Below are 19,356 nucleotides of genomic sequence, written 5' to 3'. Positions count from 1 at the left end.
CCGTGAAGCCCCTCCCGCTCCCCATCGCCACGCTGCCGCTGGCCGCCATAGGCATCGGCCTGCTGGCGGCCTGGAGCCTGTTCGTCGGCGTCAGCGACGTCAGCCTTGCGACGCTGTTCGGCGGCGGGGCCACGGACCAAGCGACGCAGGTGCTGCTGGTCAGCCGCCTGCCCCGGACGCTGGCGCTGATCCTGGCCGGCGCCGCCATGGCGGTGTCGGGCCTGCTCCTCCAGATGCTGGTGCGCAACCGCTTCGTGGAGCCTTCCACCGCCGGCACCGCGGAATCGGCCATCTTCGGCATGATGATGGTCTCGCTGCTGGCGCCGGGGATGCCGGTGCTCGGGCGCATGGCCGTCGCCAGCCTGTGCGCGCTGGCCGGGACGGGGCTGTTCCTGGCGATCCTGCGGCAGGTGCCGCTGCGCTCGCCGCTGGTCGTGCCGCTGGTCGGCATCATGCTGGGCGGGGTCATCACGGCGATGACCGAGTTCATCGCCTACCGCCAGGACCTGATCCAGTCGGTGCGCGCGTGGGAGACGGGGGATTTCTCCGCCATCCTGCTCGGCCGCTACGAGCTGCTGTGGCTGAGCGCCGCCCTGACCGGCGTCGCCTATCTGGCGGCGGACCGCTTCACCGTCGCCGGGATGGGGCGGGACGTCGCCACCAACCTGGGCATCGACCATCGCAAGGTGATGGCGCTGGGGCTGGTCATCGTGTCGATGACCACCGCGGCGGTGATCGCGACCTGCGGCATGATCCCCTTCCTCGGGCTGATCGTTCCCAACGTCGTCAGCCTCGTCCGCGGCGACAACATGCGCGGGTCCCTGCCCTGGGTCGCGCTGATGGGGGCCGGGCTGGTGCTGGCCTGCGACATCGCCGGGCGGCTGGTGATCCACCCCTACGAGATCCCGATCGGGACGATGATGGGGGTGATCGGCAGCGCCCTGTTCCTCTATCTCCTGCTGCGGAGGAACGGCCATGCCGGCTGACCGCCGCATCCTCTCGCCGACGGTCGTGCTGGGCGGCTTGTCGGCGCTGACCCTGCTGTCGATCGCGCTGTTCATGACGCTGGGCGCGCGGGGCAAGTGGGACTTCATCCTGGCCTTCCGCGGCACCAAGGTCGCCGCGATGGTGCTGGTCGGCTACGCCGTCGCCGTATCAACCGTCCTGTTCCAGACGATCACCAACAACCGCATCCTCACCCCCTCGGTGATGGGCTTCGACCATCTCTTCCGGCTGATCCAGACGGTGCTGGTCTTCCAGTTCGGCAGCGGGCTGGTGGCGTCGCTCGACCCGCGGCTGCGCTTCGGGGTGGAGGTGGCGTCGATGGTCGTCTTCTCCGGCCTGCTCTACTGGTGGCTGTTCAACGGGGCGGGCCGCGGCGACAACCGGCGCAGCCTGCATCTGCTGCTCCTCGTCGGCATCGTCTTCGGCGTGCTGTTCCGCAGCGTCACCGGCTTCCTCCAGCGCGTCATCGATCCCAACGAATTCCTGACCGTGCAGGACCGGCTGTTCGCCAACTTCAACCGCGTGGACGTGCAGCTGCTGGCCGTGTCGGCGCTGGTCGTTCTGGCGGTGTCGCTGGCCGGCTGGCGGTGGATGCGCACCTTCGACGTGCTGGCGCTGGGGCGCGACGCGGCGATCAACCTCGGCGTGGAGCATCGGCGCGCGGTGATGGGGGTTCTGGTGATGGTGTCCATCCTGGTGTCGGTGTCCACCGCGCTGGTCGGGCCGGTCACCTTCTTCGGGCTGCTGGTCGCCAACCTCGCCTATCTGGTGGTCCGCTCGCACCGGCACGCGCTGATCCTGCCGGCGGCGGTGCTGCTCGCCGTGCTGACGCTGGTCGCCGGCCAGCTCGTGCTGGAACGGGTGTTCGGCTACAACGCCGCGCTCAGCATCGTCATCGAGTTCGTGGGCGGTCTCGCCTTCCTGTTCATCCTGGTGCGGGGGTCGGCCCGATGATCGACGTCAAGACCGTCACGAAGCGCTACAACGGCACCGTCGTCGTGGACGGTGTGTCCCTGTCCCTGCCGGCGGGCGGGGTGATCTCGCTGATCGGGGCGAACGGGGCTGGCAAGTCGACGCTGCTGTCGATCATCAGCCGCCTGCTGCCGATGTCCTCGGGCACGGTGGAAATCGACGGGCTGGACGTGACCACCACGCCGGGCGAGGTGCTGGCCCGCCGCCTGTCCATCCTGCGCCAGGACAACCAGATCATGTCCCGCCTGACGGTGGAGGACCTCGTCGCCTTCGGCCGCTACCCGCACAGCAAGGGCCGCCTGACCGACGAGGACCGCGGGCACATCCGCAACGCGTTGCGCTATCTGGACCTGGAGCCGCTGGCCGGCCGCTTCCTGGACGAGCTGTCGGGCGGCCAGCGCCAGCGCGCCTTCATCGCCATGGTGCTGTGCCAGGACACCGAATACATCCTGCTCGACGAGCCGCTGAACAACCTCGACGTCAAGCACGCCGTGGCGATGATGAAGCTGTTCCGCCGCACCGCCGACGAGTTCGGCAAGACCATCGTGCTGGTGCTGCACGACATCAACTTCGCCTCCTGCTACTCCGACCGCATCGTCGCGATGCGCGACGGCCGGGTGGTGCACCAGGGGCCGCCGGAGGTCATCATCACGCCCGAGGTCATCCACGACGTCTACGGCGTCGAGGCGCAGGTGATGGAGAACGCCGGCCAGCGCATCGCGCTGTATTATCAATAGAGCCTTTTAGACGCGCGGCGGGTCGAAGATCACCGAACGGTCGATGTCGGCCAGCCGCGCCCGCCCGCTCAGCGCCATGGCGACCTCCAGCTCGGTCTGCAGGATGGTCAGCATGTGGGCCACCCCCGCCATGCCGCCGACCGCCAGGGCGTGCAGCACCGGCTGGCCCACCAGCACCGCGTCGGCGCCCAGCGCCAGCGCCTTCAGGATGTCGGTGCCGCGCCGGATGCCGCCGTCCGCCAGGATCGGCAGGCGGCCCGCGGCGCGGGCGGCGACCAGCGGCAGCACCTCCGCCACCGCGGGCAGCGTGTCCAGCGTCCGCCCGCCATGGTTCGACACGATGATTCCCGCCGCTCCGGCCTCGACGGCGGGGTCAACGTCGTCGGGGTTCATGATTCCCTTCAGCAGCACCGGCAGGCGCGTCTCGGCGCACAGCCAGCGCACCGTGTCCCAGGTGGCCGCGGCGTGCAGCATGCCCTGGAAGACCGGGCTGCCGGGGCGCGACGGGGTGAAGCTGTCCGGCGCCAGACCGGCCAGATTGACCGGGGCGATGCCGTCCGGCAGGCGGAAGCCGGCGCGCTGTTCGATGTTGCGCAGGCCGCTGACCGGCGCGTCCACCGTCAGCACCAGCGCGCGGTAGCCCGCGGCCTCCGCCCGCCGCACCAGGGCCAGCGTGTCCTCCGGCCGGGGCTGGGTGTAGAGCTGGAACCACAACGGCCCACCGGCCGCCGCCGCAACCTCCTCCAGCGTCACGCTGGCCTGGGTGCTGACGGTCATCCAGGTGCCGGTGAGGCCCGCCGCCTGCGCGGTCGCCCGCTCCCCGTCGCGATGGACAAGCCGGTGGAAGGCCATCGGCGCGATCAGGATGGGATAGGGCATGGCCTGCCCGAACAGCATAGTGGCGGCGCTGGCCTGCGACAGGTCGCGCAGCGCCCGCGGCATCAGGCGCATCCGGTCATAGGCGTCACGGTTGGCCTGCCGGGTGATGCCGTCCGCCCCGGTTCCCGCGATGTAGGCGCGCGTCGCCGCATCGACGCGGGCGGTGAAATGGCGCTCGTAGTCGTAGAGCGAGACGGTGTCGGCGGGAACGCTCATCGCGGATGTCCTCATGGATTGTCCCCTCTCCCCTCCGGGGAGAGGGTTAGGGTGAGGGGGTTGCGCGTGGCGGGACGTCCGGCACAAGCGCAACCCCCTCACCGGCCCTCCGGGCCACCCTCTCCCCGCTCTCGGCGGACCGAAGGTCCGCCTGTCGCGTCAGCGCAAACGAAGTTTGCGCGTGAGCGGAGGGGAGAGGGTTATTAAGAACAGCCCTCCGCCAAATCCCTCGCCCGTCGCGCCAGGGCGCGCAGGCGCGGGTCGGGCTGGTCGGCCAGGGCGGCGGCCATGCCGCGGTAAAAGTCGGGGAAACCGGTGTCCAGCGCCCGCGCGAACCACGCCAGCGCCGCCTCCGCCCGCCCGTCCTGGAGCAGCAGGCGGGCGTGGTTGAAGCGGCCCCAGCAGTCCCCCCCCTCAGCGGCGGCCTGGAAGAGTTGGCGGGCGCCCGCCCCGTCTTCGGCCACCGCGCGCCCGACCTCGTGGAACAGGCCCAGCATGTTCAGCGCCTTCGCATTCCCCCGGCGGGCCGCGGCGGCGTAGAGGCGGTAGGCCTCGGCGTCGTCCGCCGGAACGCCAAGCCCTCGGCAATGCAGGTCGGCCAGATTGAACAGCGCCCACGCATCGCCCAGCTCGGCGGCCCGGCGGTAGTAAGCGGCGGCCTGGACGGGATCGGCGGGCACGCCCCAACCGTGCTCGTGGCAGCGGCCCAGCATGTTGACGGCGCGGGCGTCGCCGCTGCGGGCGGCAATGCGGAACCACTCCACCGCCCGCGCCCGCTCGACCCCACCCCGGTCGAGGCACTGCTGCCCCAGGGCGAGTTGCACGTCGATGATGTCCGGCCCCTCCGCGGGAAGGACCGCCGCAACACCGCTCATCACACCTCCGCCCAGCGCCGCAGCAGGTTGTGATAGTGGTTGACCAAGGCCAGCACCGACGGGTGCTGATCGCCCAACTCCCGGCGCAGGTCGATGATCGCGACGTCGAGGTCGTAGAGCATCGCCCGCAGCCCGTCGTCCTTGACCAGCGATTGCGTGAAAAAGAAGGAGGCCCAGCGCGAGCCGCGCGTGACCGGGGTCACCCGGTGCAGGCTGCTGGACGGATAGACCACCGCGTGCCCCGCCGGCAGCTTCACGCCCTTGGTGCCGTAGGTGTCCTCGACCACCAGATCGCCGCCGTCATACTCGCCGGGATCGCTGAGGAAGATCGTGGTGGAGACGTCGGCCCGCAACCGCATGCCGCCGGTGCCCGGAATGGCCCGGATGGCGTTGTCCACATGGTTGCCGTAGGTCATGTCCAGGTCGTAGCGGTTGAACATGGGCGGCAGGACGCGCAGCGGCAGGGCCGCGGAATTGAAGGCCGGGTTGCGGCCCAGCGCCTTCAGGATGACCACGCCCAGCTCGCGGGCGGTGTCGCTCTCCTCCGGAATCTGCAGGTTGTTCTTGACCAGCACCGCCTGGGAGCCCGCGGTGACGCGGCCGTCGACCCAGGGCGACGCCTCCAGCACGGCGCGGCAGTGGGCGACCTCGTCGGCGGTCAGAACGTCGGGGATTTGCAGAAGCACGGAGAGGAATCCTTTTGCAGAAGAAGAAGGCCGGACCGGCCCCCGGAGGATGGTCCGGGACACGGTCCGGCCTACGCGGGGGTCTCCAGGCCGGGCCTGGAGACCCCCGCGGATTCTATGGTTTGCAGATTTTCCGAGCCCGCCCATGTGGGCTCGGAAAATCTGCTTGCCCCGGATCAGAAGGTGACGCCGGCGGTCAGCATGAAGGTGCGCCCCGAGGCCGGCACCGCGCGCGAGGCGTTGAAGGCCGAGGCGTAGTTGCGGTGGTCGGTCAGGTTGTAGGCGTTGAGCGCCAGGGACAGGTTGTTGATCTCGTAGGACACCACGCTGTCCAGCGAGACCGTCTCCGGCACGCGGCCCGTGTTGGCGCTGTCGGCCCAGTATTCCGAGGCGTACTGGATGCCGCCGCCGACCATGACCTTGCCGGGCACGACGCCGGGGGCGAACTCGTAGGTCGACCACAGGCTGGCGTTGTGCTTCGGCACGTTCGGGGCCTCGTTGCCGACGACCGCCGCGTTGGTGCGCGACTCCCTGATCTCGCCGTCGAGGTAGGCGTAGCTGGCGTAGACGCTCCAGCCTTCGACCAGCTTGCCGCTCACCCCGGCCTCGAAGCCGCGGATGCGGGTGCCGAGACCGGCCTCGGAGAAGCCGTCGGTGACCGTGCCGGTGGCCGGATCGACCGAATAGGTGTTGCTCTTCTCGATCTGGAACAGGGCGCCGTTCAGACCCAGCCGCCCGCCGAAGAAGTCGGCCTTGCCGCCGATCTCGTAGAGGTCGGTCTTCTCCGGATCGAAGTCACGCCCGTTGCGCGGAGTCTCCGCCGTGCCGTTGGTGAGCTGCGCGGCGATGTCCACGCCGATCGGCTTGTTGGAGCGCGCGTAGGAGACATAGAGCGACGCGTCCTTGGTCGGCTCGTAGATCAGGCTGGCCGACGGGCTGAGCGTCCGGGTGCTGGCGCTGCCGCCCGCCACCGTCGGGTCGGAGGCGCGGAAGGTGCTGCGGAAGTAATCCCAGCGCAGGCCGCCCTGCACCGACAGCTGGTCGAACAGCCACACCCGGTCGGTGACGAACAGGCCGGTGTTGGCGACGCTCGATTCACGCACGCCGGTCGCCGGGTAGGTGAGGAAGGCGTTGGCCGGGTAGCTGTGGCTGGGGTTGCGGATGGTCTGGGTGTTGGTGCGGTTGACCCAGGTGCCGCCGCGCCGCTCGTCCTTCTGGTAGCTGAGGTCCAGGCCGCCGTTGACCTTGTGGTAGAGGCCGAGGAAATTGCCCTCCGCCTTGGCGCCCGCGACGTTCTGGACGCCCCAGCCCTTCTGCTTGAAGGCCAGGCCGCCGCCGGCGCCGTAGGCGATCACCGGGTTGCCACCGTTCAGGAAGAGCGTGCTGCTGGCCGCGGTCAGAGCCGCCGGGGCCGTGGAGACGAAATCGCGCTCGTAATGGCTGTAGCGGCTGTCGTTGTAGAAGGACAGATTCTTGCTGACCTCATGGGCCAGGGTCGAGGTGACGACGTGGTTGTCGGTGTCGTCGCGGTCCTGGTTGCGGACGTAGGACGTGGACCGGTCGAGCCCGAACTCGGGCGCCGGACGGAACGTGCCGTCGCGGCCGCGGATCATCGGCACGCCCATGTCCGGGATCTTGTCGCCGTCGAGGTAGGAGTAGTTCAGGTGCCAAGTCGTCGGGGTGCCCAGCCCGACGCCGAGATCGGCGGCGATGCCCTTGCGCTTGGCCTCGACCTTGTCGCGGTCGGCGACGTCCTGGTCATGGTACAGGCCGTTGACGCGCAGTGCCGTCGTCTCGTTGATCGGCTGGTTCACATCCACCGTGGTGCGGTAGGTGGGGCCGGAGCCGACCGACTGCTCGACCTTGTAGCGCTTGTCCAGCCCGGCCTTCTTGGTGCCCTGGTTGATGACGCCGCCGGAGTTGCCGACGCCGAAGCCGTTGCCCGACGGCCCCTTGAAGACCTGCACCGTCTCGGTGTTGAAGACGTCGTGGGTGTAAACGCCGAAGTCCTTCAGGCCATCGGTGTAGATGTCGCCGCGGGCGGTCAGGCCGCGGATGCGGAACTGGTCGCCGTTCTGGCCGCCGTTGCCCTCGCCGGTCGAGATGGTGATGCCGGGGACGTTGCGCAGGACCTGCTCCAGCGTCGTCGCGCGCTGCTGCTCGATGATCTCTTCCGGAACGACGTTGACGACGCGGGGCGTGTCCTTGACCGTGTCGGGCAGGCGGGAGATGCCGGTGGGCTTGGCGTTCACGTTGCCGGTGTCGGCCGGGCGGTCGGCGCCGACCCGCACCGGGTCGAGGACGGTGGCGTCACCGGCGGCGGCGCCCGGCGCAGGCGCGGTCCCCGAACCGGCACCCGCACCGGCCGTCTGCGCCTCGGCGACCGTCGCCAGGGTGGAGAAGGACATCGCCAGCCCCGCCGTCGCGGCGGCGCCGGCGATGATGGGTCGGAGGCGGTCGGGGACATTCGATTGCAACATGAGGCTCTCCCGGAAAATCGTCGTGGCGGATGCGCCGATCAGCGGCGGCTATCTACCAAGCGGGGCGGCGCCCCCATCAACGCCGATCATTCAGAATAATTCTAAATTGCAAAATCACCGTCATTCGACCCCAGTGCATTCAGGGATATGCTGTTCGGCGGAGCCCTGTGACGCTCCGCCACGGGGACCGCACGGACCCCGGCGGTGACATAATTTGTTAAATTTTATCAGTGACTTAAAGTGTCTGTTCAGACGCTTTCAAAGACAGCGGCGGGCATGGGCCCTGCCGGACTGTTGCAAAGAAGCAACTGCGATAATAAGAATTATTCTCAATATGCGGACCCGCCGCCGGCCAAACGTCTTTCGTACGTCAGCTCGGATTCCGCGCCGTCACGGCGGTCCGGCCGAGGCGGGCCTTCCACAGCCCTTCGGCCAGCCGCAGGGCGTCGGCGAAGGCCGGTCCGGTGGCGCCGGGAAGGGCGAACAGGGCGAAGGCCGCGGTGCCGATGATGATCCGCTCGGCCCGCGCGTCGCGCACGGCACCGGTCCACACCCCCTGCCAGTATTCCAGGCTGGTGCCGCGCGGGCGCGGTGTCGGCGGCGGCTCCTCCATGCAGGCGGGCAGGATGAGGTCCTCCGCCTCGCCGTTGATCAGACGGTGGATGGAGGAGGGGCGGAAGGGCGTGAACTGGGCGACGTCGCGCACGCTGCCCAGCACGGCCATGTGCTTCCAGCCGAGGATGCGGGCGGTGTCGCGGTGCAGTTCCCGGTAGGTCGGCTTCGCCGCGCCCAGCAGGGAGGTCTTGGCCTTGGCCGGCTTCAGCAGATGCACGGCCTCGAACACGGCGGAGCGGGTCTGGGTCAGCCGGTGCAGCCCGATCAGCCGGTAGATCTGCGGGGACAGGGCGGCCAGCGGCGCGTAGGCGATCCGCTGCGCCGCCAGCGCCGCCGCGATCTCCCGCGCATTGGTGCAGACCGGGATGCCGACGGTGGGCGCGATGAACTCGTACCGGCCGGAGGCCGCGCTGCAGCCCGTGCCGCCGTGCAGCAGCACCCGAGGCCCGGCCTGCGCGACCAGCCGCGCCGCGTGGAAGAACCAGGGCGGGTTGTGGTAATTGGGCGAGGTGAAGCAGGGCCAATCGATGTCCGCCTGGATCGTCCGGCCAAGCCCGGCGGCGACGTGCGCCCGCATCGCCCGCACCATCCCGGCCAGTTCCGGCGCGGTCGAGCCTCGCATCCGCATCATGCCGAGAAGCGCGCCGACCTGCACCGGATCGGCCTCGCCCGCCAGGATGATGGTCATCGCCTCCTCCGCCTCCTCGGCGGTCAGCGGGCGCCCGTGGCCGCCGCCGGCGACGCCCAGCACGCCGATGTGGCGGGCCAGACGGTCCTGCGCGGGGGCGTCCGGCGCGATCCCGTCCAGCTTGGCGTCGATCTGGGCCGGGGACGGCTGTCCCTCCAGCAGGCCGGCGGGCCGCACCTGGAGCGGCGGCGCGTCGATGCCGGTCGGCACATTCCAGCGGGGGTCGAAGGTCTCATCGACCACGGGGCGTTCCACCAGCGGCTCGAACAGGGCGTCGATCCCGCGGGCCAGCGCCTGGACGCGCGGGCGCAGCGCTTCGGCGAAGGGCGTCGGCACCAGACCGCGGCCCGAGCGGATGAACAGGGGATCGCCGAACTCCTCGCGCATCTGCGCCAGAAGCCGGCTGAGCGCCGAGGTCTGCAGACCGAGGTCGCGAGCGGCCAGCGTGACGTTCCGTTTCGACAGCAGCGCGTCCAGCGCGACGATCAGACGCCCACGCGACAGCCGGTTCTCCGGGTTGCCGGGAGCCGTCTGGCGCGGACCGGACGTCTCCGGCTCCGGACGCGTCGCGGCGTCCTTCCTTTTGACCGTCATGTGATTTCAGCCCGAATGCGGTTGCCTGGCCGGTTCACGGCTGCATACCATGATAATGATACGCATTTGCATGACAACGCAACACGGCTGGCCCGCTCCCCGCGCCCCGCGACGGACGGGGCCGGAGGCTTGCGGTCCTTTAGTCCTCGGACTCCACAGGCTTGGGGGCGGCGGCCTGCTCCGCCTGGATCCGCTCGACGATGCGGGTCAGCGCCGCAGCGTCGAACGGGCTTTCCATGTTCAGGTCCTGGGCGAACTTGCGGATCACGCCGATGGCGCGGCGCCGGGTCACGATGTCGACGTCGCCGGGCCGCGTCCGCTCGACCACCGGTCCCTTGTAGTAGCCGCTGCCGACGCGCCACTGGCGCTGGCCGTCCGCCCGCCATTTGGTGCCGTCGGACAGCACCATGCAGCGGTTGCCCTCGGTGAAGGCATCGACGGTGGCGATCCTCTCCGGGCCGGTCTGGCTGTTGTGGATCGTCACCTGATCCCCGACCCTGAACGCTGTCATGCTGTGAACATCCTCTGTCAATCAATCGCTGTCCGACACCGGACCGCCGGAACGGAACCGCACGCCCTGGTCGCTCTCGCGCCGCTCTTCCACCGCGGCCATCAGCCGCGACTTCGCGGTGGCGCGGCTGTCCGGCGCGCCGTCCGGCGGCGGCTGGCCCGCCGCGTGCCCCGGCGGCTGGCTCCGCGCGGCGGAGCGCACACCGTTCAGCGCCGCCAGGAAGCCGGTGGCCGGACGCATGGTCCGGCCACCGCGCAACCCCGGCGGAGGCGCTGCCGGCGTTCCCGTTGCCGGCGTTCCTATTGCTGGCGGCGGCGACGGTTGCGGAATCGCCGCGGCGACGGGAAGGGGCCGGAACGCGGGGACGGCCTCACGCTCCTTCTCGGCCTCCACCTCCTCATGCGGCGCCCGCCGTTCGGCGGCCTCGGCATGGGCGAGGCTGGTGGCGCGCTCCACGACCAGCGTCCGGCATTCGCCGTCCAGCGTTTCGTAAACGCGCTTGGCCTCGTTCAGTTCATGCAGGTCTTCCGTTTCCAGCGTGCGGTCCAACGCGCTGGACAGCAGCCGGAACTCCAGCACCCCCGGCACCCGCGCCTCGTCCACGGCGCGCTTCAGCACGCCGACAGCCTGCAGGGTTTCACGGTCCAAAGTGCCTTCGCGCATCGACATGCTGTGGGTTGATCGGCGGGATCACCCGAAATATCGGCTGAGGACCGGTGGGGTCAAGTGCGATCCGGCACCGTTCCGGTTTCACCCTCCGGTTCGACGGCACCGCGTCTTTGCAGCCACAGGGCGACGAGCCAGCACAGCGTGGCCCAGCCCGCCCCGACGCACCAGCCCGCCAGAACGTCGGTCGGCCAATGAACGCCCAGATAGACCCGGCTGCACCCGACCAGCAGCGTCACCGCCATCGCCACGACGAGCACATAGGCCTTCTGCCGCCGCCCCTCGACGAAGCGGGCCAGCATGGCGCCCAGCGTCAGGAACACGACCGCCGACAGCAGGGAATGACCGCTGGGGAAGCTGGCGGTGAAGACGATGTCGCCATGGGGGACGATGTCCGGGCGCTCCCGCCCGATCTGGTTCTTCAGCAGGCTGCTGATCGCCATGCCGCCGCCGACCGACAGCAGCACCAGCAGCGACGCCCCGCGCTTCCCCTGAAGCAGCAGGAACCCCGCCGTCACCGCGGTGATCAGCGACAGCACGGTGATGCTGCCCAGCGCGGTGACGTCGCGCGCCGCGTTGTGAAGCCAGGGCGGCCCCAGCGGCATCGCCGGATCGCCGGCCACCCGCAGCGCCATCAGCACCGCACGGTCGAAGGCCGCCGTCTCGCCCTCGATCACCTCGCCGGCCAGCAGCGCGAAGGCCAGGATCAGCCCGGCGCTGACCGCCATGCCAACGAGAAGCCGCAATTCGTGCCGGCCGAGCCTCGTCCAGAAGCCGGGTGCCCTCAATCCTGCCAGCGCCATCGCCCGTCCCCTGCCCCCCGTCCGTCACAGACCGGTTATGGGAACGCCGGCCCGCACGGAAAAGGTCCGCCGGGCCGGAACGGCTGCGGCCAAGCGGTCGCCCGCGAACGATTGGCCCGCAAACATAAAGATATCTTTATGCTTGCGGGGTTCCGAATGCGCTGCTACACCAACGCCACAGCGGGCCGGTGCGCCCGCCCCTTTTCATTGCTGTCCCGCAAACAGCCCCCCAGGAGACTCCCCGATGGCCGCGCCCGCCAACTTCACCGACTTCAAGGTCAAGGACATCAGCCTCGCCGAGTGGGGCCGCAAGGAAATCACCATCGCCGAGACCGAGATGCCCGGCCTGATGGCGCTGCGCGCGGAGTTCGGCGAGACGAAGCCGCTGGCCGGCGCCCGCATCGTCGGCTGCCTGCACATGACCATCCAGACCGCCGTGCTGATCGAGACGCTGACCGCTCTCGGCGCGACCGTCCGCTGGTCCTCCTGCAACATCTTCTCGACCCAGGACCAGGCCGCCGCCGCCATCGCCGCCGCCGGCATCCCGGTCTTCGCCTGGAAGGGCGAGACGGAGGAGGAGTTCTGGTGGTGCATCGAGCAGACCCTTCGTGGTCCGGACGGCTGGACCCCGAACATGATCCTGGACGACGGCGGCGACGTCACCCAGATCATGCACGACAAGTATCCGCAGATGCTGGCCGAGGTCCGCGGCCTGTCGGAGGAGACCACCACCGGCGTCCACCGTCTCTATGAGATGATGAAGAAGGGCACGCTGAAGGTTCCGGCCATCAACGTGAACGACAGCGTCACCAAGTCGAAGTTCGACAACCTCTACGGCTGCCGCGAGTCGCTGGTCGACGGCATCAAGCGCGCCACCGACGTGATGGTGGCCGGCAAGGTCGCCGTGGTCGCCGGCTACGGCGACGTGGGCAAGGGCTCGGCCGCCTCGCTGCGCTCGCAGGGTGCGCGCGTCCTGGTGACGGAGATCGACCCGATCACCGCGCTCCAGGCCGCCATGGAAGGCTATCAGGTCGTCACGATGGACGAGGCCGCCCCGCAGGGCGACATCTTCGTCACCGCGACCGGCAACGTGGACGTCATCACGCTGGACCACATGCGCCAGATGAAGGACCGCGCCATCGTCTGCAACATCGGCCACTTCGACAGCGAGATCCAGATCGAGGCTCTCCGCAACTACAAGTGGGAAGAGGTCAAGCCGCAGGTTGACGAGGTCGTCTTCCCCGACGGCAAGCGCCTGATCGTCCTGGCCCAGGGCCGTCTGGTGAACCTGGGCTGCGCCACCGGCCACCCGAGCTTCGTGATGAGCGCCAGCTTCACCAACCAGGTGCTGGCCCAGATCGAGCTGTGGACCAACGCCGCCAGCTACGAGAACAAGGTCTACGTCCTGCCGAAGCACCTGGACGAGAAGGTCGCCCGCCTGCATCTGGACAAGATCGGCGCCAAGCTGACCACGCTGTCCGCCAAGCAGGCCGAGTACATCGGCGTGAAGGTCGAAGGCCCGTTCAAGCCGGACCACTACCGCTACTAAGCGGTTCCGGACGGATCGGAACGGAAAGGGCCGCCCCAGTGGGCGGCCCTTTTTCATGGGGCGGATGCGGCGCCCCGGCCAGACGATGGCCAGGCCGTCGTCTCAGCGGCGCCGGCACAGATCGTCGATCAGCCCGCGGATCGCCGTGTGGACCGCTTCCATGCGCGGCACCAGCGTGCCGCCCGCTGAACGGGCCCAGGCGTCTTCGAACGCCCCCATCAGGATGGGGTTGCCAGGCCCGGCGACGCCGGGAACGCCGACCAGATCCCGTGCGAGCGCGGCACATTCCAAAGCGACCTGCTCTTCGGTGGCCACCCTCAGGCCCAGCCGCTGGAAGAGGTCGCGGTCGCGCTCGACGGCCCGGGAGGAGATCTGCCCCCACAGGCGCCCCACCAGGGTCGCGGCGAAGGCCGCCCGGAAGAAACCCCTTCCCACCCCCTGGAAGTCGAAGGAGCCGTCGATGGGATTGGGCATCCCGTCCACCCACGCCTGATCGGCAAGAACCGTCTGGTAGGTGATCCCCGAACAGGCGCACAGCAACGCGTAGGCGCGATCCGACGTGCCGGGATCGCGCCGCAACGACCGCAAGGTGGTTTCGTAGGCGACGAAAAAGGGCTGGCTGGCGATGCTGCGATCCGCGATGTCGCGCGTCAGAGCGTCAGCCAGGAAAAAGTTGAGGTCGCTGGGGTCCAACACACGTCCGGCAGACGCGATCACGGCAATCGCGTAAGCGTGCGCGACGGGCTCGCGCAGATAATCGACGTGTCTCCCCATGAAGGATGGCGTTACCCGATGCGGTTCCGGTTGATGTGCTGGCCCAACGCTTGGCGCACCCCCGCCGGAAGAAGGGCATCGAACATGGTGACCTTTGCCCCCTCGCCCGGCATCATGCGCTCCGGACGGGGCGCGTTCAGATAGGCGGCACCAAGGCTTTGCGACGTCGACTCACCGGTCCGTTCGGTCCGTGTCGGCGCGACGCGGGAGTTTGTGCGGATCGCGCCTTGGGTCGGAGTGTCTGCGGCGGAATCGTTCGTCTCTTGGAAGGCCGAAAGAGCCATTGCGCACCCGCCCCCGGAAAAAAACAAAAAGGTTTCCCACTCGGGAGCACCCTGACGATCGATCAAGGCTAATCCGAACTTGCGGGTGCCGCAACACTGATTTTCATCTTATGCGCCGCGGTAAAAGGCCCTGGGCAACCCCAAGGCCCCGCCACCCCGACCCGCCATCCGGATTAGGCCGCGCCGGACGGCGTGGGTCGCATCAGCGCCGCACCATCGGCGCCAGATCCTTGCGGATGCCGGCGTCCAGCCGAGCGTTCAGATCGTCCATCATGCGGCGGACGAGGTCCTGCAAGGTCGCCTCGCGGTCGGCCACCGAGATGTTCTCCGGCACCGTGGTGGAGTGGGTCACCGTCGCCTTGGTCATGCCGCGGAAGGTCGATTCGCCAGGCAGCTCGCCGTTGACCTCGACCTCGATCCGCCCGTCATAGCGCTGGGCCTGATCGTTGGTGAAGTAGCCCTTCACCCCGCCGGTCTTGGGAAGCTGGACCTCGACGATGCTGGCGTCGCGGATGGTGACGCGGACGCGGCCCGGCCCGCCCGCGGCCTGGAGCCGCTCATTGGCCCAGCGGCGCACCGCCTCGGCGGGCGGCAGGGGGATGCGCTGGTCGACGGTGGTGCCAGCCGGCCGGTGGGCGTCCACCACGTCGACGCCGCCCGCGTTCAGGACGATCGGGCCGAAGTTGGAATAGTCGATGGGCCGGGCCGCCGGACGCGGCGGCGTGCTCTGGCAGGCCGTCAGGGCCACGGTGGCGAGAGCGGCGGCGAGAACGAAACGGCGGGTGGGCATGATCGCTCCGGTTGGACAGGACGTCGATAGAACGAAAAACGGCGCGGCACTATAGCCGCGCCGCCTCATGAGCGCATCCGGAACCTGGAGCCGCTTACTTCGCCGTCCCGTAGACCCGGTCGAGGTCCGCGTCGTCGAAGTGATAGGCGGTGGAGCAGAACTGGCAGACCACCTCGACGCGCCCGTCGTCGATCTTCAGATCCTGCACCTCGTCCCGCGGCAGGCGGGACAGCATGTCCGACACCCGCTCGCGCGAGCAGCGGCAGCCGAAGCGCAGGGCCTTGGGCTGCCACACCCGCACGCCGTCCTCGTGGAACAGGCGGAACAGCAGGTCGCGGGCCGGCAGCTCGGGGTCGAGAAGCTCGTCGCCGGTGGTGCTGGACAGCAGGACCATGGCGCGGCGCCACGCGTCCTCGTCGCCGGAGCCGAGCACCTTTTCCGTGGCGTCCTGCGGCAGGCGCTGGATCATGATGCCGCCGGCCCGCCAAGCACCCTTGCTGCCGTCCGGCAGGGTTTCCTGGTCCACCGACACGGTCAGGCCGGTGTCGATCTGCTCCGACTGACGGAAATAGTGCTGCACACAGTCGGCCAGCGTCTTGCCATACAGCTCGACGATGCCCTGGTAGCGTTCGGTGTTCGGCCCCTGGTCCACGGTGAAGGCGATGTGGCCCTTGCCGAGCAGGGCCGGCGCCGGGGCGATGGCCACGTCGTCGCCGGCCTTGGCCAGCGCCTCCTCGTCGAACTGGGCGTAGGCGCGGATGTCGCCGACCGAGGTGATGTCCGCCACCATCAGCCGGACCGGCCCGTCACCCTTGGTCTGGAGCGTGAAGATGCCGTCGTACTTCAGCATGCTGGACAGCAGCATGGCGAGCGTCATCGTCTCGGCCAGGAAGCGGGCCACCGGTTCCGGATAGGCGTGGCGGGTCAGGATTTCGTCCAGCGCGGGGCCCAGCTTCACCATGCGGCCGCGCAGGCGCGACGCCTCGATCTGGAAGGGCAGAACGAGATCGTCGGTGATCGGTTGGACGGAAGGATCGTCCATGATGTCCTCGAAGTTACGACAGGCCATGGCCCGGCGCCGCCATCCCGCTCATCGCGGGGGGCGGCGCCGGGCCATGACTCCAATTCCAAGGGCACTCAGCCCCAAGTGCTCTTAAATAGTGGCGCCGAGGCACCATGCCAGTATGGCCTTCTGGGCGTGCAGGCGATTTTCCGCCTCGTCCCAGACGACCGAATGCCGGCCGTCGATCACCCCGTCGGTCACTTCCTCCCCGCGGTGGGCGGGCAGGCAGTGCATGAACAGGGCGTCGGGGGCGGCGAGCGCCATCAGCGCCTCGTTGACCTGATAGGGACCGAGGATCGCCGCCCGCTCGTCCACGTCGGTGTTGTGCATGGAGGCCCAGGCGTCGGTGACCACGCAGTCGGCGCCGCGCACCGCCTCCTCCGGCGAGGTGGTGACGGTGATCCGCCCGCCCTCGCGCTTCACCCAGTCGAGCAGCTCCGGCGCCGGACCGTAGATTTCCGGGCAGCCGAGGCGGATTTCCACGCCGAGGCGCACCGCCACATGGACCCAGCTCACCGCCACGTTGTTCACGTCGCCGATCCAGGCCACCGTGCGCCCTTCGATGGGGCCGCGATGCTCCTCGAAGGTCATCACGTCGGCCATGATCTGGCAGGGGTGCGACTGGTCGGTCAGGCCGTTGATGATCGGCACCGAGGCGAACTCGGCCAGCTCGTGCACGCGCTCCTCGCCCATGGTGCGGACCATCACCGCGTCCACATAGCGGGACAGCACGCGGGCGGTGTCGCCGATGGTCTCGCCGCGGCCGAGCTGCATGTCGTCGGGCTTCAGCACCACCACGTCGCCGCCGAGCTGGCGCATGCCGACCTCGAAGGAGACGCGGGTGCGGGTCGACGGCTTCTCGAAGATCATCGCCAGCGTGCGGCCCGCGAACAGCGAGCGGTAGGCCGGGATGTCCTTCTTGATGGTCGCGGCCATGGCGAGGATCTGGCGCAGGGTCGCCTTGTCCAGCCGGTCGATGTCGAGGAAATGACGGACGGCGGACATCACACCAGCTCCTTGGCGGTCTTGGCGAGGATGGCCACGGCCTCCTCCACCTCGGCCTCGCCGATGTTGAGCGGCGGCAGCAGCCGGACCACGTTGTCGCCCGCCGGAACGGACAGCAGACCGTTGGCGCGCAGCGCCACCACCACGTCGCCGACCGCCGGGCCGCAGGCGAGGCCGAGCAACAGCCCCTTGCCGCGCACGCCCTTGAAGACCGCCGGGTTCTCGGCCACCAGCCCGGCCAGCCGGTCCTGGAGCAGGCCGCCGATGCGCTGCACATGGTCGAAGAAGCCGGGCTCCAGCACCTTGTCCAGCACGGCGTTGCCGACCGCGGTGGCCAGCGGGTTGCCGCCGTAGGTCGAGCCGTGGGTGCCGGCGGTCATGCCCGACGCCGCCTTTTCCGTGGCGAGGCAGGCGCCGAGCGGGAAGCCGCCGCCGATGCCCTTGGCCACCGCCATGACGTCCGGCGTGATGCCGGCCCATTCATGGGCGAACAGCTTGCCGGTGCGGCCCATGCCGCACTGGATCTCGTCCAGGAACAGCAGCAGCCCGTGCTCGTCGCAGATTTCCCGCAGGCCGCGCAGGAACTCCACCGACCCGACGCGGATGCCGCCCTCGCCCTGGATCGGCTCCAGGCAGATGCCGGCGGTCTGGTCGGTCACGGCGTTGCGCACCGCCTCCAGGTCGCCGAAGGGCACGAGGTCGAAGCCGTCGAGCAGCGGGCCGAAGCCCTTGATCAGCTTCTCCTGCTGCGCCGCCGACACCGCGGCCAGGGTGCGGCCGTGGAAGGCCTGCTCGAAGGTGATGATGCGGGTGCGGGCCTTGTCGCCCTTCTCGTAATGGTATTTGCGGATCAGCTTGGCGCCGCATTCCCACGCCTCGGCGCCTGAGTTCGTGAAGAACACGGTGTCGGCGAAGGTGGCGGCGGTCAGCCGCGTGGCGAGGCTCTCCTGCCCGGCGACCCGGAACAGGTTGGAGGTGTGCCACAGCTTGTGCGCCTGGGCGGTCAGCGCCTCGACCAGATAGGGATTCGCGTGGCCAAGGACGTTCACCGCCACACCGGCGGCGAAGTCGAGGAATCGTCGCCCGTCGGTCGCGTACAGATACGGACCTTCGCCGCGCTCGAACACGATGTCGGCGCGGGCATATGTGGGCATGACGACCGGAATCACAGCGAAAACCTCCGAATGAGGAAAGCCCGGCGGACACCCTCGCCCGCCGGGAACCGTCGAATATCAAGATGTCACTTCACCCTGTCAACGGATTGGCTACGCCGACCGGCTGAATTCGGCCGGATTCCGGCGGATTTACGCCTTCAGCTTGTAGCCCGTCTTCAGCATGCGCCAAGCCAGCCACCACAGGCCGCCGTTGACGGCCAGCATGACGAGAATCCCGATCCCCAGCGTGCCGTCCGACCGCCCGATGAAGCCGTAGCGGAAGCCGTCGATCATGTAGAAGAACGGGTCGACATGGGCGATCCACCAGAACACCGGCGGCAGCGTCTCCACCGAATAGAAGGTGCCGGACAGGAAGGACAGCGGCGTCACCACGAAGTTGGTGACCGCCGCGATGTTGTCGAACTTCTCCGACCAGATGCCGCCGACCAGCCCGAGCAGCGACAGCAGCATGGAGGCCATCAGGGCGTGGAAGATGACGAATTCCGGATGGGCGATGCGCACCGGGACGAAGGCCCAGATGGACAGCCCGGTGACCAGCCCGACCAGCAGGCCGCGCGTCACCCCGCCCATGACGAAGCCGAAGGCCAGCTCCAGCGGGGCCATCGGCGGCATCAGGATGTCGACGATGTTGCCCTGGACCTTCGCGATCACCACGGAGGAGGAGGTGTTGGCGAAGGCGTTCTGGGCCATCGCCATCATGATCAGGCCGGGGGCCAGGAACTCCAGGTAGGGCACCGTGCCGATCATCCGCACCGCACCGCCCAGCGCCAGCGCGAAGACGGCGTAGAACAGCAGGGTGGTGACCACGGGCGCCCAGACGGTCTGCTGGTGCACCTTCAGGAACCGGCGCACCTCGCGCGCGTAGAGGGTCCACAGGCCGACCCAGTTGACGGCGCCGACCTGGCGGGGCATGGGAGGGAGAGGATGAGTCATCGCACCACGATCAACAGGATTGGACCGGACTTTAGGGCGCGGCGCCCGTTCCGGCA

Annotated in this window: 19 protein-coding genes; 4 read left to right on the top strand and 15 right to left on the bottom strand. The window is 69.1% G+C overall.

Annotated features, from left to right (window positions below):
* The first annotated feature begins 2 nt into the window (after window positions 1–2).
* From ACWPN5_RS24390 to ACWPN5_RS24380, 3 genes are read left to right on the top strand one after another with little or no spacing between them, the layout of a single operon-like run.
* Window positions 3–986, top strand: coding sequence for an ABC transporter permease (locus ACWPN5_RS24390; protein WP_492297860.1), 984 nt, complete (start codon window positions 3–5; stop codon window positions 984–986).
* Window positions 976–1,959, top strand: a complete 984-nt coding sequence (locus ACWPN5_RS24385) for an iron chelate uptake ABC transporter family permease subunit (protein WP_145689247.1) — start codon at window positions 976–978, stop codon at window positions 1,957–1,959. Before ACWPN5_RS24390 ends, ACWPN5_RS24385 begins: the two co-directional genes overlap by 11 nt.
* Window positions 1,956–2,714 carry an iron ABC transporter ATP-binding protein gene (locus tag ACWPN5_RS24380; RefSeq protein ID WP_145689246.1) on the top strand — a complete coding sequence of 253 codons (759 nt, stop codon included), beginning with the start codon at window positions 1,956–1,958 and terminating at the stop codon, window positions 2,712–2,714. The genes ACWPN5_RS24385 and ACWPN5_RS24380 overlap by 4 nt, the downstream gene beginning before the upstream one ends.
* 6 nt (window positions 2,715–2,720) lie before the next feature.
* Here the strand turns inward: ACWPN5_RS24380 and ACWPN5_RS24375 are convergent, their stop codons facing one another.
* From ACWPN5_RS24375 to ACWPN5_RS24340, 8 genes are all read right to left on the bottom strand, one after another.
* Window positions 2,721–3,809: an alpha-hydroxy acid oxidase gene (locus tag ACWPN5_RS24375; protein ID WP_492297858.1), complete on the bottom strand. Its 1,089-nt coding sequence runs from the start codon at window positions 3,807–3,809 to the stop codon at window positions 2,721–2,723.
* A 203-nt stretch (window positions 3,810–4,012) separates the two neighbouring features.
* Complete coding sequence (locus ACWPN5_RS24370) at window positions 4,013–4,684, bottom strand: tetratricopeptide repeat protein (RefSeq protein ID WP_492297856.1); 672 nt, start codon at window positions 4,682–4,684, stop codon at window positions 4,013–4,015.
* On the bottom strand, window positions 4,684–5,370 hold the full coding sequence (locus ACWPN5_RS24365) for a Fe2+-dependent dioxygenase (RefSeq protein ID WP_492297854.1): 687 nt from the start codon (window positions 5,368–5,370) through the stop codon (window positions 4,684–4,686). Before ACWPN5_RS24365 ends, ACWPN5_RS24370 begins: the two co-directional genes overlap by 1 nt.
* 176 nt (window positions 5,371–5,546) lie before the next feature.
* Window positions 5,547–7,850, bottom strand: a complete 2,304-nt coding sequence (locus ACWPN5_RS24360) for a TonB-dependent receptor (protein ID WP_492297852.1) — start codon at window positions 7,848–7,850, stop codon at window positions 5,547–5,549.
* A 370-nt stretch (window positions 7,851–8,220) separates the two neighbouring features.
* Window positions 8,221–9,747, bottom strand: a complete 1,527-nt coding sequence (locus ACWPN5_RS24355) for a glycosyl transferase family protein (RefSeq protein WP_492297850.1) — start codon at window positions 9,745–9,747, stop codon at window positions 8,221–8,223.
* Between the two features lie 139 nt (window positions 9,748–9,886).
* Entirely contained in the window at window positions 9,887–10,258 is a 372-nt protein-coding gene (locus tag ACWPN5_RS24350; RefSeq protein ID WP_145689240.1) for a hypothetical protein, read from the bottom strand.
* A gap of 21 nt (window positions 10,259–10,279) precedes the next feature.
* Window positions 10,280–10,927 carry a hypothetical protein gene (locus ACWPN5_RS24345; RefSeq protein WP_247888898.1) on the bottom strand — a complete coding sequence of 216 codons (648 nt, stop codon included), beginning with the start codon at window positions 10,925–10,927 and terminating at the stop codon, window positions 10,280–10,282.
* A gap of 53 nt (window positions 10,928–10,980) precedes the next feature.
* Window positions 10,981–11,652: a phosphatase PAP2 family protein gene (locus ACWPN5_RS24340; protein ID WP_492297848.1), complete on the bottom strand. Its 672-nt coding sequence runs from the start codon at window positions 11,650–11,652 to the stop codon at window positions 10,981–10,983.
* 319 nt (window positions 11,653–11,971) lie between these two features.
* Between ACWPN5_RS24340 and ahcY the strand changes: the two genes are divergently transcribed.
* Window positions 11,972–13,276, top strand: coding sequence for an adenosylhomocysteinase (ahcY, locus tag ACWPN5_RS24335; RefSeq protein WP_145689238.1), 1,305 nt, complete (start codon window positions 11,972–11,974; stop codon window positions 13,274–13,276).
* Between the two features lie 102 nt (window positions 13,277–13,378).
* Here the strand turns inward: ahcY and ACWPN5_RS24330 are convergent, their stop codons facing one another.
* The 7 genes from ACWPN5_RS24330 to ACWPN5_RS24300 all read right to left on the bottom strand — a co-directional run bounded on the left by ACWPN5_RS24330 (window position 13,379) and on the right by ACWPN5_RS24300 (window position 19,300).
* A complete protein-coding gene (locus ACWPN5_RS24330) occupies window positions 13,379–14,050 on the bottom strand; it encodes a hypothetical protein (protein WP_492297846.1) in 672 nt (223 codons plus the stop codon).
* An 11-nt stretch (window positions 14,051–14,061) separates the two neighbouring features.
* Window positions 14,062–14,400, bottom strand: a complete 339-nt coding sequence (locus ACWPN5_RS24325) for a hypothetical protein (RefSeq protein WP_145689236.1) — start codon at window positions 14,398–14,400, stop codon at window positions 14,062–14,064.
* A gap of 136 nt (window positions 14,401–14,536) precedes the next feature.
* On the bottom strand, window positions 14,537–15,124 hold the full coding sequence (locus ACWPN5_RS24320) for a hypothetical protein (protein WP_145689235.1): 588 nt from the start codon (window positions 15,122–15,124) through the stop codon (window positions 14,537–14,539).
* Between the two features lie 94 nt (window positions 15,125–15,218).
* The gene (locus ACWPN5_RS24315; protein WP_492297843.1) at window positions 15,219–16,166 is read right to left on the bottom strand and encodes an Hsp33 family molecular chaperone; all 948 of its coding nucleotides are present in this window, start codon (window positions 16,164–16,166) and stop codon (window positions 15,219–15,221) included.
* Between the two features lie 111 nt (window positions 16,167–16,277).
* Window positions 16,278–17,192 (bottom strand): ornithine carbamoyltransferase, encoded by a 915-nt coding sequence (gene argF / locus ACWPN5_RS24310; RefSeq protein WP_145689233.1) that lies wholly within the window; start codon window positions 17,190–17,192, stop codon window positions 16,278–16,280.
* Window positions 17,192–18,346: an aspartate aminotransferase family protein gene (locus tag ACWPN5_RS24305; RefSeq protein WP_492297842.1), complete on the bottom strand. Its 1,155-nt coding sequence runs from the start codon at window positions 18,344–18,346 to the stop codon at window positions 17,192–17,194. The genes argF and ACWPN5_RS24305 overlap by 1 nt, the downstream gene beginning before the upstream one ends.
* Window positions 18,347–18,496: 150 nt before the next feature.
* Window positions 18,497–19,300 (bottom strand): ABC transporter permease, encoded by an 804-nt coding sequence (locus tag ACWPN5_RS24300; RefSeq protein ID WP_492297840.1) that lies wholly within the window; start codon window positions 19,298–19,300, stop codon window positions 18,497–18,499.
* Window positions 19,301–19,356: the final 56 nt, after the last annotated feature.

Source organism: Azospirillum sp. UENF 211521 (assembly GCF_058780535.1).
The sequence above is the reverse complement of the archived record's forward strand: the minus strand, read 5'-3'. Positions and strand labels throughout refer to the sequence as shown.